At 70.8% G+C, this 13,408-nt stretch carries 16 protein-coding genes; 8 read left to right on the plus strand and 8 right to left on the minus strand.

Annotated features, from left to right (window positions below):
• Nucleotides 1-100 precede the first annotated feature (100 nt).
• From ACTIGJ_RS07770 to ACTIGJ_RS07795, 6 genes are all read left to right on the plus strand, one after another.
• Nucleotides 101-508: a GFA family protein gene (locus ACTIGJ_RS07770; RefSeq protein ID WP_439639724.1), complete on the plus strand. Its 408-nt coding sequence runs from the start codon at nucleotides 101-103 to the stop codon at nucleotides 506-508.
• Nucleotides 509-671: 163 nt separating this feature from the next.
• Nucleotides 672-2,030 carry a porin gene (locus ACTIGJ_RS07775; RefSeq protein ID WP_439639725.1) on the plus strand — a complete coding sequence of 453 codons (1,359 nt, stop codon included), beginning with the start codon at nucleotides 672-674 and terminating at the stop codon, nucleotides 2,028-2,030.
• 10 nt (nucleotides 2,031-2,040) lie between these two features.
• A complete protein-coding gene (locus tag ACTIGJ_RS07780; protein ID WP_439639726.1) occupies nucleotides 2,041-2,574 on the plus strand; it encodes an FMN-binding protein in 534 nt (177 codons plus the stop codon).
• A gap of 7 nt (nucleotides 2,575-2,581) precedes the next feature.
• A complete protein-coding gene (locus ACTIGJ_RS07785; protein ID WP_439639727.1) occupies nucleotides 2,582-3,148 on the plus strand; it encodes a DUF4405 domain-containing protein in 567 nt (188 codons plus the stop codon).
• Nucleotides 3,145-3,984 (plus strand): FAD:protein FMN transferase, encoded by an 840-nt coding sequence (locus tag ACTIGJ_RS07790; protein WP_439639728.1) that lies wholly within the window; start codon nucleotides 3,145-3,147, stop codon nucleotides 3,982-3,984. Before ACTIGJ_RS07785 ends, ACTIGJ_RS07790 begins: the two co-directional genes overlap by 4 nt.
• A gap of 40 nt (nucleotides 3,985-4,024) precedes the next feature.
• On the plus strand, nucleotides 4,025-5,755 hold the full coding sequence (locus ACTIGJ_RS07795; protein ID WP_439639729.1) for a hypothetical protein: 1,731 nt from the start codon (nucleotides 4,025-4,027) through the stop codon (nucleotides 5,753-5,755).
• Nucleotides 5,756-5,789: 34 nt separating this feature from the next.
• Here ACTIGJ_RS07795 and ACTIGJ_RS07800 read toward each other — a convergent pair whose 3' ends face one another.
• Both ACTIGJ_RS07800 and ACTIGJ_RS07805 read right to left on the minus strand, forming a co-directional pair.
• Nucleotides 5,790-6,299: a copper chaperone PCu(A)C gene (locus ACTIGJ_RS07800; RefSeq protein WP_439639730.1), complete on the minus strand. Its 510-nt coding sequence runs from the start codon at nucleotides 6,297-6,299 to the stop codon at nucleotides 5,790-5,792.
• A gap of 75 nt (nucleotides 6,300-6,374) precedes the next feature.
• A complete protein-coding gene (locus ACTIGJ_RS07805; protein ID WP_439639731.1) occupies nucleotides 6,375-7,451 on the minus strand; it encodes a CobW family GTP-binding protein in 1,077 nt (358 codons plus the stop codon).
• A gap of 93 nt (nucleotides 7,452-7,544) precedes the next feature.
• Between ACTIGJ_RS07805 and ACTIGJ_RS07810 the strand changes: the two genes are divergently transcribed.
• Nucleotides 7,545-7,976: a hypothetical protein gene (locus ACTIGJ_RS07810; RefSeq protein WP_439639732.1), complete on the plus strand. Its 432-nt coding sequence runs from the start codon at nucleotides 7,545-7,547 to the stop codon at nucleotides 7,974-7,976.
• Here ACTIGJ_RS07810 and ACTIGJ_RS07815 read toward each other — a convergent pair.
• The 3 genes from ACTIGJ_RS07815 to ACTIGJ_RS07825 are packed head-to-tail and all read right to left on the minus strand — an operon-like array spanning nucleotide 7,910 to nucleotide 8,980.
• Nucleotides 7,910-8,299, minus strand: coding sequence for a hypothetical protein (locus ACTIGJ_RS07815; protein WP_439639733.1), 390 nt, complete (start codon nucleotides 8,297-8,299; stop codon nucleotides 7,910-7,912). The two genes, ACTIGJ_RS07810 and ACTIGJ_RS07815, sit on opposite strands and share 67 nt — an antisense overlap.
• The gene (locus ACTIGJ_RS07820) at nucleotides 8,296-8,430 is read right to left on the minus strand and encodes a hypothetical protein (RefSeq protein ID WP_439639734.1); all 135 of its coding nucleotides are present in this window, start codon (nucleotides 8,428-8,430) and stop codon (nucleotides 8,296-8,298) included. The genes ACTIGJ_RS07815 and ACTIGJ_RS07820 overlap by 4 nt, the downstream gene beginning before the upstream one ends.
• 40 nt (nucleotides 8,431-8,470) lie before the next feature.
• Nucleotides 8,471-8,980, minus strand: a complete 510-nt coding sequence (locus tag ACTIGJ_RS07825) for a hypothetical protein (protein ID WP_439639735.1) — start codon at nucleotides 8,978-8,980, stop codon at nucleotides 8,471-8,473.
• A gap of 146 nt (nucleotides 8,981-9,126) precedes the next feature.
• On the opposite strand from ACTIGJ_RS07825, the gene ACTIGJ_RS07830 reads away from it, so the two are divergent.
• Nucleotides 9,127-9,621 carry a hypothetical protein gene (locus tag ACTIGJ_RS07830; protein ID WP_439639736.1) on the plus strand — a complete coding sequence of 165 codons (495 nt, stop codon included), beginning with the start codon at nucleotides 9,127-9,129 and terminating at the stop codon, nucleotides 9,619-9,621.
• Nucleotides 9,622-9,704: 83 nt separating this feature from the next.
• On the opposite strand, the gene ACTIGJ_RS07835 is transcribed toward ACTIGJ_RS07830, so the two are convergent.
• The 3 genes from ACTIGJ_RS07835 to ACTIGJ_RS07845 are packed head-to-tail and all read right to left on the minus strand — an operon-like array spanning nucleotide 9,705 to nucleotide 13,357.
• Entirely contained in the window at nucleotides 9,705-10,331 is a 627-nt protein-coding gene (locus ACTIGJ_RS07835; RefSeq protein WP_439639737.1) for a YceI family protein, read from the minus strand.
• A 32-nt stretch (nucleotides 10,332-10,363) separates the two neighbouring features.
• On the minus strand, nucleotides 10,364-11,203 hold the full coding sequence (locus ACTIGJ_RS07840; protein ID WP_439639738.1) for a DJ-1/PfpI family protein: 840 nt from the start codon (nucleotides 11,201-11,203) through the stop codon (nucleotides 10,364-10,366).
• 24 nt (nucleotides 11,204-11,227) lie between these two features.
• The gene (locus ACTIGJ_RS07845; RefSeq protein ID WP_439639739.1) at nucleotides 11,228-13,357 is read right to left on the minus strand and encodes a TonB-dependent siderophore receptor; all 2,130 of its coding nucleotides are present in this window, start codon (nucleotides 13,355-13,357) and stop codon (nucleotides 11,228-11,230) included.
• Between the last annotated feature and the right edge of the window lie 51 nt (nucleotides 13,358-13,408).

Raw genomic sequence — 13,408 nt, forward strand, 5'->3', positions numbered from 1 at the left:
TTCGCCCCTCGCGATGTCATGGCAAGCCTTGAAATCATGAGACTTTTCGGGCCTCGGATCAGCTACGCTGCGCAGCCCTGACGCCAGCCGAGCCCCGCCGATGACCGACCCCGCCGCCACTTCCGTGCTGCACCGTGGCGGCTGCCACTGCGGCGCGGTGCGCTTCACCGTGCGCGCACCAGCGCGGATCACCGCGCAGCGCTGCAACTGCTCGATCTGCTCGCGCACCGGCTTCCTGCACCTGATCGTGCCGGCCTCGGCGTTCATGCTGGAGACCGGCCAGGAGCAGCTGACCGAATACACCTTCAACACCGGCGTCGCCCGCCATCTGTTCTGCAGCCGCTGCGGCGTCAAGTCGTTCTATCGGCCGCGCTCGAACCCGGATGGCTGGTCGATCAACGTGCTCTGCCTCGATCCCGGCACGGTGAGCACGCTGACCGTCGAGGACTTCGACGGCCAGAACTGGGAGCAGCACGCGACAGCGCTGCAGCATCTGTCGGCGGAGTAGCGGCAGCAGCGCAGGCGGGGTCGGCGCAGAACGAGAAATCGCTCTCGTTTGAAAACAAGAATCCTTATCACATAAGATTCACTCGTGATTGACGGATTTTTCACGAATCCGGCGCACTGCTTCATTTCCTGTCCGCGCTGTCCGATCCCGAGCCCCGCCACCCATGGCGCTGAACCTGCTGCTGCCCCCGTCCCGCCATCGGGTCCTTGCCGCCTGTGCCCTGAGCCTGTTCACCACGGCGCTGCCGGCGGCGGCCGACAGCCGCCAGGAGCAGTTGGAGCAGAAGGTCGATGCGCTGGCCAAGCAGCTCGAAGCGCTGCAGGCCGAACTGCGGGCCTTGAAGGCCGAGGCGGCGACCGGTGGCGCAGCGTCGGCCCAGGCGCCGGCATCCACTGCGGCAGCGGCCGCCTACGTCGATCCCTCCACCGCGCCGACCCGCCAGGACGCCCGCGCCGCCGCCGAGCACCGCGAGGCCTTCCTGTCCGGCTACGGCGAGGTCAACTACAACCACTACGACCACGATTCCAGCCGCGATGAAGCCACCGTGCGCCGCGCCGTGTTCGGCATCGGCTACCGCTTCAACGACAGCACGAGCTTCGTCTCCGAATTCGAGACCGAGAACGCCGTGGTGTCGGCCGATGACGGCGGCGAGTTCGAGGTCGAGCAGTTCTACATCGACCATCGCTACAACGACTACGCGGCCAGCCGCATCGGCCTGATCCTGATCCCGATCGGCTACCTGAACACCGCCCACGAGCCGACCCGCTACTTCGGCGTCGAGCGCAACAACATCGAGACCCGGATCATTCCGTCCACCGAGCGCGAGGGCGGCATCTCGCTGTACGGCCGCACCGATGGCGGCCTGAGCTACGACCTTGGCCTGACCACCAGCTTCAACCTCGCCAACTGGGACTTCGGCAGCGCCGAAGGCGCGGAATCGCCGCTCGGCTCGATCCACGGCGAGCTGACCAACAGCCGGGCTGCCGACCTCGCGCAATACGTGTCGCTGAACTACGACGGCGTCGCCGGCCTGAACATCGGCGGCAGCGTGTTCACCGGCGAAGTCGGCCAGAACCAGGATGTCGGCGTGTCGGCCAGTCCGCGTTTCCTGCTCTGGGAAAGTCATGCCCGCTACGCGCGCGGCCCGCTGCAGCTGCAGGCGCTGTACGCGCACGGCGGCTTCAGCGACACCGCCGCGCTGAATCTCGCCAATGCCGGTGCACTGACGCCGATTCCGAAGGCCTTCTACGGCTGGTACGCGCAAGGCGCCTATCGGGTCTGGCGCAGCGGCGATTACGCGCTGACCCCGTTCGTGCGCTTCGAGCGCTACAACACCGGCGCCGACTACGCGAACCAGCCGGCCGGCTTCGGCAGCGCCGATCGCCTGACCGAAACGGTGCTGACCTCGGGCGCCAGCTTCTACCTGACGCCGAACGTCGTGCTGAAGGCCGACTACCAGCACTACCGCCGCGCCAGCGAGGACAACCGCTTCAATCTCGGCCTCGGCCTGCAGTTCTACTGAGCGGACCGCGATGAGCCGATCGAGCCGCATCTGCCTGCTGCCGCTCGCCGCGCTGGCGGCGAGTGCGCCGGCGCAGGCCAAGGTCTACCTGAGCATCGAGGACGCGCAGCGGGCGATGTTCGGCGATCAGGCGATGACCGCCCGGCCGCTGACGCTCGATGCGGCGCAGATGCAGGCCATCGAGCAGGCCAGCGGCGTGCCGGTGCGCGGCAGCCTGCTGCGCGCCTGGCGGGCGGGCGATGGCGGCTGGTTCCTGCTCGACGCGGTGATCGGCAAGAGCGAGCTGATCACCTACGCGCTCGGCCTCGATGCGCAAGGCCGGATCAAGCAGGTGGAAGTGCTCGAATACCGCGAATCGCACGGCGGCGAGATCCGCTATCCGGGCTGGCGCAAGCAGTTCGTCGACAAGACCGCCGGCAACGCGCTGCGCATCGGCGACGACATCGACGGCATCAGCGGCGCGACGCTGTCCTGCGAACACGTCACCGACGGCATCCGCCGCCTGGTCGCGGCCTGGGCGCTGGTGCTGAAGCCGCTCGGCTGAGCCGGCGATGACCGCGCCGCGCCCCCATCATCACCCGCACCGGCATGCGTCGCCGACGCCGGCAGGCGATCCGGATGCCGCGCTGCCGCCGTTCCTGCAGCGCGCGCGACGGCTGGCGGCGATCGCCTCGGCGCGGATGCTGGACTGGCAGCGGCGCGCGGTCTATCTGGCGGTCGCCGCGCTGCTCCTGAGCGGCGGCGGCTGGCTGCTGCTGCATCACTTCGGCGCCGTCGACGGCGAATTCGGCCCGTCGCCCAGCCCCTGGGAGCATCCGGCGCTGGCGGTGCACGGCGCGGCGGCGATGGCCTTCCTGTTCCTGTTCGGCAGCCTGCTGCCGGTGCATGTGATGCGCGGCCTGGCGCTGCGCCACAACCGGCTCAGCGGCCATGCGCTGCTGATCCTCAACGGCGCGCTCGCGCTCAGCGGCTATGGCCTGTACTACGTCGGCGGCGATCGCCTGCGCGCCGCGATCAGCCTGCTGCACTGGCTACCCGGGCTGCTGCTGGCAGCGCTGCTGGCGCTGCATGTCGTGCTCGGCCGACGCCGCCGCAGACGCAGCAGCCACGGCGAATGAACCGCCTGCGCCGCGCCCGGCCCTGGCTCGGCACGCTGGTCGAGATCGAGGCCGAAGCCGCGCTCGACAGCGCCGCCGTGCTGGCCGCGATCGATGCCGCCTTCGCCGCCATTGCTGCCGTGCATGCGGCGATGAGCGTTCACGATCCGCACAGCGAATTGTCGCGGCTCAATGCCGGCGCGCACCGGCAAGCGCTGCCGATCAGTGCGCCGCTGCTGCAGGTGCTGCGCGCGGCGCTCGATTTCGCCTCAGCCAGCGACGGCGCTTTCGATCCGATGGTCGGCGGACACCTGACCGCGCTCGGCCTGCTGCCCGAAGCGGCCGTTGCGGCAGCACCCGAGGCGAGCTGGCGCGATCTGCAGGTCGACGATCGCGGTTGCGTGCAGTTCGCGCGGCCGCTGCGGCTGGACCTCGGCGGCATCGCCAAGGGCTACGCGGTCGATGCAGCGGTGGCGGTGCTGCGGGCAGCCGGGATCAGCGCTGCGCAGGTCAATGCCGGCGGCGACCTGCGGGTGTTCGGCGCAGCCCCGCAGCGGATCGCGCTGCGCGATCCGCGGGCGCCATCGCGGCTGGCACATGCCATCGAACTGCAGGATCAGGCGCTGGCCACCAGCGCGCCTTACCACACGGCGGCCACCGGGCTGCCGAGCGCACTGATCGAACCGCGCAGCGGCCAGCCCTATGCCGGCGGCGACAGCCTCAGCGTCATCGCGCCGACCTGCCTGATCGCCGATGCGCTGACCAAGGTCGCGCTGTTCGCAACGACCGAGCGGCGCGACGCGCTGCTGGAACGCCACGACGCCCGGCTGCTGATCCTGTCCGCCGACAGCCGCTGACCTTCACCCCAGAACGAACATCCCGGAGCACCCGTATCTCATGGAACCAGGCCCGAACCCCGCGCTGCACGCCGCCCGCTGGCGCGCCGCCGCCGCGGCCCCGCTGCTGCTGTCGATGCTGATGCTGTCTGGCTGCGGCGGCGGCAGCGCCGCCAATGCCACGCCGTCGTTCGAGGACCCGCCGGAAGTCGCCTTCGGCGAGCGGCTGTTCCTGGAAACCCGCTTCGCCCAGTTCTACGCCAGCCACTCGCCGGACAGCGTCAACGCCCCGCTGGCCAGCGGCGATCCGGCGGTCGCCACCCTGCCGAACGCAGGCGGCCCGGCGCTGGGCGGCCCGTTCGCGGGCCAGTCGATCAACTGCCGGCAGTGCCATCTGGTCGACGAGCAGATCGCCACGCCCGGTGCCGGCGCGCGCACCTATGCCGACTTCGCGCGCCGCTCGGTGATCACCGAACGCGGCGACGGCCCGGCGCTGACCACTCGCAACTCGCCGCCGCTGGTCAACGCCACAGTGCCGCGCGCGGCGGCGCTGATCCTGCATGCCGATGGCGAGTTCACGAATGTGGCCGAACTGGCCCGCGCCACGCTGACCGGCCGCAATACCGGCTGGCTGCCCGGCGAAGAAGCACAGGCCATCGCCCACATCGCCCGCGTGATCCGCGAGGACGACGGCACCGGCGCGCTGGCCGCCGATGCCGGCGGCAGCTACCGCGCCGTGCTGTCCGGCACCAGCGCCAGCCTGAAGCTGCCGGCGGCCTACCGGCTGGACGTCAACACCGCGAGCGATGCCGAGATCGTCGACCGCGTGGCGACGCTGATCGGCGTCTATGTCGATCAGCTGCGCTTCGTCACCAATGCCGCCGGCGTGTCGGTCAACGCGCCGTATGACCTGTTCCTGGCCCGCAACGGCCTGCCGGCAACGCCGGCATTCGGCGAAAGCGATCTCGATTACGCACGCCGCCTGCGCGACGCCGTCGAGGCGCTGACCGCACCGCAGTTCGTCGCCGCCAACGTGCTGCGCCGCTTCCAGTTCCATCTGCACGCCTTCGCCTTCACCGAAGCCGAACTGCGCGGCCTGCGCGTGTTCCTGCGCGAACCGGCCGATCCGCTGGCCGGCCCGAGCGCCGATGAGCTTGCGGCCGGCGGCATCGGCAACTGCGTCAGCTGCCACGCGCCGCCGCAGTTCAGCGACTTCGGCCTGCACAACACCGGCGTCAGCCAGCTGGAATACGACGGCCTGCACGGCGCCGGTGCCTTCGCGGCACTGGCGATTCCGAACCTTGCCGAACGCGCCGATCCGGCCATCGCCGATCGGACCTTGCCGGCCACGGCCGTCCATCCGGCGCGCCGTGGCCAGTTCCGGGCCATCGCTGCTGCCGATGCACCCGGCCGCAGCGACCTCGGCGCCTGGAGCGTATTTGCCAACGACGATTTCCCCGGCTCGCAGGCAGCGCTGCGCAGCCTGCTGTGCAACATCGCGCTGCCGGCCCGCGATTGCCGCGCCGCCACCGACGACGCGCTGCTGGCCGACGCCGTGGCCAGCTTCAAGACACCGGGCCTGCGCGATCTCGGCGATTCCCAGCCCTACCTGCACGACGGCAGTCGCGACAGCCTCGAAACGACGATGGCCTTTTACGCCGAAAGTGCCGCGCTGGCCCGCGCCGGAGCGCTGCGCAACGGCGACCCGCGGCTCGCCGGCATCGTCATCAATGCAGCCGATCAGGCCGATCTGGCGGCCTTCCTGCGCGCGCTGAACGAGGACTACAACTGACGCCGGTGGCGCCGCCGCAATCGCAGCTGCAGGGCTAGCGGCGCGCCAGCACGGCCAGCGACACGGTCACCGCGCCGGCCTTCTCGAAGCGCAGTTCCACCGGCAGGGTCTGGCCGGCGGCCAGCGGTTCGCGCACGCCGATCAGCATCAGGTGCAGGCCACCCGGCGCCAGCTGCACCTCGCTGCCGGCCGGGATCGCCAGCCCCTCGGGCAGCGCCCGCATCGTCATCTGGCCATCGGCCATCGACATCTCGTGAATCTCCACGGTCGCCACCGCCGGGCTGCTGGCGGCCAGCAGCCGGTCATCGTCACTGCCGCTGTTGCGGATGGTCAGGAAGCCGGGCGCGGTGCCGCCGGCCAGCGGCGTTTCACGCGAGCTGGCATCGACGATCAGCAGCGCGCCGATCCGGGTTTCGGCGGCGGCGGCTGCCGGTGGCGCGGCAGCCGGCGCGGGTGCGGCGGCGGGGGAGGTCGCCGACGGCTTGCAGGCGGTCAGCAGGGCGATGGCGGCCGTGGCCGCCAGCAATGAAAGACGCAGCTTCATGGGCTGTCCTCGTAAGCAGTGAATGGGAAAAGGGAAAGAGCGCTGGCGGCCGCTGCAGCAGGCCGCCGGGCGCGTTCAGGGTTCGAGCAGCGGAGCCTCGTCCGGCGTGTCCTTCAGGTAGGCCAGCGTGTTGCGCACGGTTTCCTGGCCCCAGCCCCGGGTGATGAAGACGATCCGCGTGCGGCGGTCCTCGTCCGGCCAGCGCTCGAGTTCCTCCGGCGGGTGCAGCACCGTCTGCACGCCGTGGATGACGCGCGGCCGGTCCTGGCCTTCGATGTTGACGATGCCCTTGAAGCGCAGCAGATCGTTGCCGGCCAGCGAGCGCAGGAAATCCAGCCAGCCATAGAACTTCCAGGCCGGCAGCGGGGCGTCGACGATCAGGCTGAAGGTCTGCACCTCGTCCCAGGCCGGGCCGGCGCCCCAGGGATCGGCATCGGCGCTCATCAGGTTCGGATCGGCCGGCGCCAGCCGCAGGCTGTCGGCCTTCAGGATCAGCGGACTCAGGCCGAAGCTCGGCGTGCCGGGCCGGCGACGGCCGCCGGTGAACAGCCAGTCCGGCTGCGCCGCGCCCTTCTTCGGCAGATACAACTCGGCGTCCGGGTTCATCACCCCCAGCCGGGCCTTGAGCGCGTCCAGCGCCTCGGCATCGACCAGGTCGGTCTTGGTGATCAGCAGCGCATCGGCACCGGCGATCTGCTTCTGGGCGATGTCGATCTGCTCGGCGGTCTGCGCGCCGTTGACGGCGTCGACCAGGGTCACCACCGAATCGAGCACGAAGCGCTCGTGCAGCTGCGGCGCGTTGAACAGCTGATTCAGGATCGGGCCGGGTTCGGCCAGGCCGGTGGTCTCGATGATGATCCGCTTGAGGCTGGGAATCTGCTTGCGCTGCGCCTTGGTGAACAGGCTCATCAGCGATTCCGCGAGCCGGCCGCGCGTGGTGCAGCACATGCAGCCGCCTTCGATCAGTTCGATGTCGTCCGGCTCGGCCTGCTCGACCAGATGATGGTCGAGACCGACCTCGCCGTACTCGTTGATCACCACGGCGGTGCCGGTCATCGACGGATGGCGCAGCAGGAAGTTCAGCAGGGTGGTCTTGCCGGCGCCGAGAAAGCCGGTCAGCAGCACCATCGGGATGCGGGTATCGGTGGACAACGCAGGCTCCGGGAACAGGGGAACGGCCAGTTGCGGATTATCGCCGCTGCCGCCGGCAGGCATGATCGCCGTGCTGCCCGAACGGACCTGCCGATGAACGCCACCGCTGCTGCTTCCCCTTCCGACACCCCCGGCACGGCTTCGCCGGTCGACGCGCCGTTCGTCGATCCGGCCACCGCCGACGCCGCGCCGGCCGAACAGCGGCAGGCGGCCCTGGCGCGGGCCTACGACGGCTGCGCGGCGGCGGCGGAAACCTGCATCCACCACTGCCAGCAGCAGCTGGCGACCGGCGACGCCGCGCTGGCCGACTGCCTGCGCACCGCGCTCGACGCCGACGCGGTGGCCGTGGCGATCGGCCGGCTGGCGCGCAATCGCTCGGCCTGGGCCGCCGTGCTGGCCAAGCAATCGCTGTCGATCCTCGACGCCTGCGTCGAAGCCTGCCGGCCGCATCGCGCCGCTCATCCGGCCTGCCGGGCCTGCTTCGACGCCTGCGGCAAGGCCATCGCCGCAACCCGCGCCGCCTGAACGCCGGTCACTGCCGCCGCACTTCGGCTGGGCGGCCGACCGGGACCGCGCCCGGAAGGCTCCCGCCGGCGGCGATTGCGCAGCGGCCGGTGCTGGCAGTCCTGGCCGGGATCGTCGGCCAGCGGTGGAAAGCCCAGGTCGGCGAACAGCCGGCGTAACGCCTCCTCGCAACCGCTGCGCGCCGCCACCCGGACGATCCGCTGGCGCAGGTCGTGGAAGCGGATCGACAGCGCGGTACGCATGTCCAGTTCGCCACGCAGGCGGCGCAGCGCGGCGGCATCGACCAGCGCCGGCAACTGGAACTCGTACAGCGTGCGGCTCATGGCAGCACCCCGGGTACCGTCGAGATGGCGGCGATCAGCAACGCAGCGAGCAGCAGGTTGATCCAGCCGGCGATCCACAGCAGGTGATCGCCAAGGCCGCGCAAGGCAGCCGGCAGCAGAAAGGTTTTCATGGTCATCGGCCTCGTCGGCCGACGACAGCGCGCCGGCCGCTTACAGGTGGGAATCGACGCGCACGGACCCGTCCGCGTCGTGCAGCAGTGCCGCGATCACGGCCGGCGGCCCGGTGGCGGGCGGCAGGCGGGTGGCCGGCGGCAGCACCAGCGGTGGCGGCGCCGGAGCCGGGGCATCAGCGTGCTGCCGCTGCACCGGCAGGCCGCCGGCCACCGGCATCGGCAGCGGCGCCGGACTGGCGCAGACGCAGTGGTCGCAGGCAGCCGCCGCATGGCGAGCTGCCGCCGAGGCATCACCCGGCTGGCGGGCAAATGCGGCACGCAACTCCGGCGGCAGCGCCGCCTGCAGCTGCCGAATCGACGCGGGCGCGGCATTGCCGCCGCAGAACGCCGCCGCCGCACGGCCGGGCAACGGGAACGGCGCCTGGGCATGCAGCAGCGGCGCGCACAGCTGCATCAGCAGCGCCAGCGCCAGCAGGGCGCGCTGCCAGCGCGCGACGGGCCGGTGGCGACTCATCACCGCGATCGCCGCCCGCCGTCGAAACGGCATGACGGGCCGGCCTTGGCGACGCTGATCGGTATTGGCTGCTGGCGACGCGAGCCCGGACAATGCCGCGCGTCCGGGCTGTGATGCCCGGCCGACGAATTGCCGCCCGCCACTGCCGGCGCTGCGGCCTCAACCCTTGGAGTGCATCGATGAACCGACGTGAATTCGCCCGTGGCGCAATCGGCCTGGCCACCTTCGGCAGCCTGGTGGCCAGCGCCGACGACCCTCGCATGGTCGCCAAGGCCGACAAGGCCAAGCCGGCGGTCGATCATTCGGCCCATGCCGGCATGGATCACAGCGCCCATCAGGCGGCGTCCGGCCGCTATGCCGCGCTGGCGGCCACCTTCAGCGACTGCGCCGCGGCCGCCGAAGACTGCATCGCCCATTGCCAGTCGGTGCTCGCCACCGGCGACAAGAGCCTCGGCGAATGCCTGAAGACCGCGCTCGCCTGCGACACCAGCTGCGTGGCCGTGGCCCGGCTGGCGCGGCTGGATTCGGAATTCACCGCCGGCTTCGCCAAGGCCTCGATCGCAGTGATGGAAGCCTGCGCCGCCGCCTGCAAGCCGCACGTCGAGCACCACGCGATCTGCAAGGCCTGCTTTGATGCCTGCGGCAAGACCATCAGCGCCGCCAAGGCCATCTGAAGCCAGCCGCCGTCGCGCCGCCGCCGGCCCTGCGGCGCGCGCGGCGGACAGCGTCAACGGACCGGCCGGCCGCCGCATCGGCGTCAGTTCGGCGCGGTGTCGAACAGCAGCGAGGCGGTGACCGGCACCGCCGCCGAGATCGCCTGCAGCTTGGCGACATTGCGCAGGGCTTCCACGCCGTCACCAAGGCCGAAGCTCGCTGCGTTGACGATCAGCGGCGCCTCGGTGCTGACCCGCCACTGACGGGCGCTGACATGGGTGATCCGGAACTCGCCTGGCAGTTCGCCGCTGAGGCCGTGCAGGTCCAGCGTCACCGGCGTGCTGACATTCAGGCTGGCGCCGACCGGCAGGGCCCGCACCGCCGCCGCGTCGACCTGCGCGCTGACCTTCGCGGTCGGATGCGCAGCGGTATCGAACAGCATCGTCCGCAGCCGCTCGTTGCGGATCGGGATGCCGGTTTCCACGGCGTCCAGCGTGATCTCCAGCGCCAGCTTGCCGCCGGCATCGACCTTGCCGGCCAGCGCCGGGAAGCGATGCACCTCGCCGACCGCGTCGTTCTTGATCGACACGAAGGCCAGCCGCGAATCGGCGTTGGCCAGCGTCCAGCCGCCGGTGGCCGCTTTCGGCGCACGGTCGGCGGCGTGGACGGCAACGGCGGAGGCAAGGCCGGCGCTGAGCAGCATCAGGCGGGAACGGCGGAAACGGTTCATCGGCAACTCCTGGGATTCGGGGTGGGTGCGGCTCAGACCGCGGAAGTCGCGGCAATGCTCCGCGTTTCCTGCACGAAGTTGTCGTACATCACGCGCAGCGCTTCAAGCAGTTCCGGCCGCGACTTGTCCGGCGTGCCGGCGTCGTACGGCGGCTTCGGCGCGTACTCGGCCTGCAGCTGCATCGCTTCGGCATAGGCCGCGCCGCGCAGCTGGCCGAGCAGGGTCAGGCCGAGGTCGAGCCCGGCCGAAACCCCGGCGCCGGTGTACAGGTTGCCGTCGACCACCACGCGCTCGTCGACCGGCGTGGCCCCGAAGCCGGCCAGTGCGTCGCGCACCAGCCAGTGCGAGGTCGCGCGCCGGCCCTTCAGCAGGCCGGCGGCGCCGAGGATCAGGCTGCCGGTGCAGACGCTGGTGATGTATTTCGCCGCAACGGCACGGCTGCGCACGAAGTCCAGCGTCGGCGCGTGGCGCGCGGCAGCCAGCGTGCCGGTGGCCCCACCGGGCACGAACAGCACGTCGAGCTGTTCAGGGCAGTCGGCAAACGTGGTATCGGGGACCAGCGCGTAGCCGAGATCGGTCTTCACCGGCTCCAGCGTGGCCGCGACCAGATGCACCTTCGCGCCCATCATCGAGGCCAGGAAGTAGTTCGGGCCTACCAGATCGAGCGCGGTGAAGCCGGGGTACAGCAGCATCGCGATCTTTTCCTCGCCGTACATCTTCAGGTCCGGCAGCTTCATCAGCGCGTCGTGCGCGCGGGCCATGCGCTGCGCCTCGTCGACGCTCGGCAGCTGGTCCTTCAGTGCGACGGCGGTGGCACCGGCGGCGGACAGGCCGACAGCGCCGGCGATCAGTTTTCGGCGGGTGACTTTCATGGCGGATCTCGTTGGGATGGCAGTTCAGTAGCGGACGATGGCGGTCGCGTACAGCGCACGGCCGGTGGCCGGCCGGGTCACCGACTGCGCGAGGTAAGGATAGGGTTCGAGGTACTGGCGGCCGGTCAGGTTGCTGACCGACAGGCCGAATTCATAGCCGGGCCGCGTCCACGACGCCTGCGCATCGACAACATACGCGCCCGGTACCGAATCGACGTTCGGCAGGGTGACCTGGCGACGGCTGCCGGCGCTGACACCGACGCCGACCCCGAGACCGTCGAGCAGCCGGTAGCGAACCGCGAGCCGGCCGCTGTGCTTCGCAATGCGCGGCAGGCGATTGCCGACCGGCAGCGCGTTGTCTTTGCTGACCACGGCATCGGTGTAGGCGTAAGCCGTCAGCAGCGACAGCGCCCGCACCGGTTCCCAGATCAGATCGCTTTCGATGCCGCGGGCGCGCTGCTCGCCGGTCTGGGTCTGGGCCGATGGATCGAGCAGCGTGCCGGCCGGGGTCGGCACATTGCGGCGGCGCAGCTCGTAGACCGCCAGCGTGCCCGACAGGCCCAGTTCGCGCGCCGCCAGCTTGAAGCCGGCCTCGGCCGAGCGCGAGGTTTCCGGCTGCACCGGCGCGTCGCTGCGCAGCAGGGTCACGCCCCGGAAGCCCTGCGCATAGCCGCCGAACAGCGACACGCCGTCGACCAGCTCGACCACGAGGCCGCCGCGCGGCGACAGCCGGTACTGGTCGCGATCGAACCCGTTGGCCGGCCGATCCAGCGCCAGCCGCTCCCAGCGCAGCCCGGCCAGCAGGTGCACGCGGTCGAACAGCGACAGCTGGTCTTGCAGGTACAGCGCGCCGGTGACGAAGCGATCGGCCTGGGTGTCGCTGACCGGCGGCACCGCACCAAACGGCACATCGGAATCCGGATCGGCGTAATCGACACGGCCATTCGGCAGCAGCCGCAGACCAAGACCGGCTTCGTAGCGCGTGCGGTCGTACTGGGCGCCGACGATCACCCGATTCTCGACCCGCTTGCCGTTCAAGGTGCACACCACCCGGCCATCGACGGTGGTTTCGCGCACCGCGCTCGGCAGATAGCCGGACAGCACCGGGTAGGCCGTCGGGTTCAGCAGGCCGGGCGGGAAGAACGCCGGGAAGGTGAACGAGCCGTACTCGTCGAAGCGGCTGCGGTACAGCCGCGCATCGAGCACCGCTTCCAGCCCGTCGCCGAACGAATGGCGCAGGTTCAGTGCGCCACCCTGGTTCAGCACCACGGTGTGCGGGGTGGTGGTGGCGCCGGAGAAGTGCTCGCGCACGTAGGGGCGGTCGCTCAGGGTCAGCGCGCTCGGCAGGCCGGAGTACTCCAGATAGGCCTGCCGGCTGAACTGGCCGCGCAGGGTCAGCGTGGTCGGCCCGCCGAGCCCGACCGCGATCGCCGGGAACAGCGCGTAGCGCTGCGACTGGACGGCGTCGATGTCGGCGTAGGCGCGCTGGTACTCGCCGGACAGCCGCACCGCCACACCGTTGAACAGCGGCTGGTTGACGTCGAAGAACGGGTTGATCGTCGCGAAGCTGCCGGCGCGCACGCCGATTTCGCCGCCGGCCCTGGCCACCGGGCTGCGCGTCACCAGATTGATGATGCCGCCGAGCGGCGCGCCGACGCCGCCCCCGAACAGGCTGCCGGACGGCCCCTTGATCACTTCGATCTGCTGGATGCCGGCCAGCGCGCCGGGGTCGACGGTGCTGGTCGTGCCAAAGGCCGGCAGGCCGTCGACATAGACCTCGGCGGCGAAGCCGCGAACGATCGGGCTGACCAGGATCGCGTCCTCCGGCCGTGGCGCGAACACGCCGGAGACATTGGCCAGCGCCTCGTTCAGCTGGTGCAGCTGCTGGTCGTCGATCAGCGTCCGCGTGATCACCTGCACCGACTGCGGAATCTCGTCGAGCGGCGTGTCGCTGCGGGTGGCCGACACACTGGTTTCCGCCGCGTACGCGGCCGGCCGCTCGGCACGGACCTGCACCGGGTCGAGCTGCACCGCCGGCTGTGACGCATCCGCCCGGGCCGGCTCTGCCGCCAGCAGCTGCAGGCCGATGACGCCGATGCAGCCGACCCGGCGCAGGCTTCCACCGCGCGGCAGCGTGTTCGCCGAGGCGGTCATCGGCGGCCTCGCGCCGGGAGGACCTGAACCGCGCGCTCGGCGTCGGCGCAG

Source organism: Nevskia sp., assembly GCF_051860985.1.
In the GTDB taxonomy this organism is placed as follows: Bacteria; Pseudomonadota; Gammaproteobacteria; order Nevskiales; family Nevskiaceae; genus Nevskia.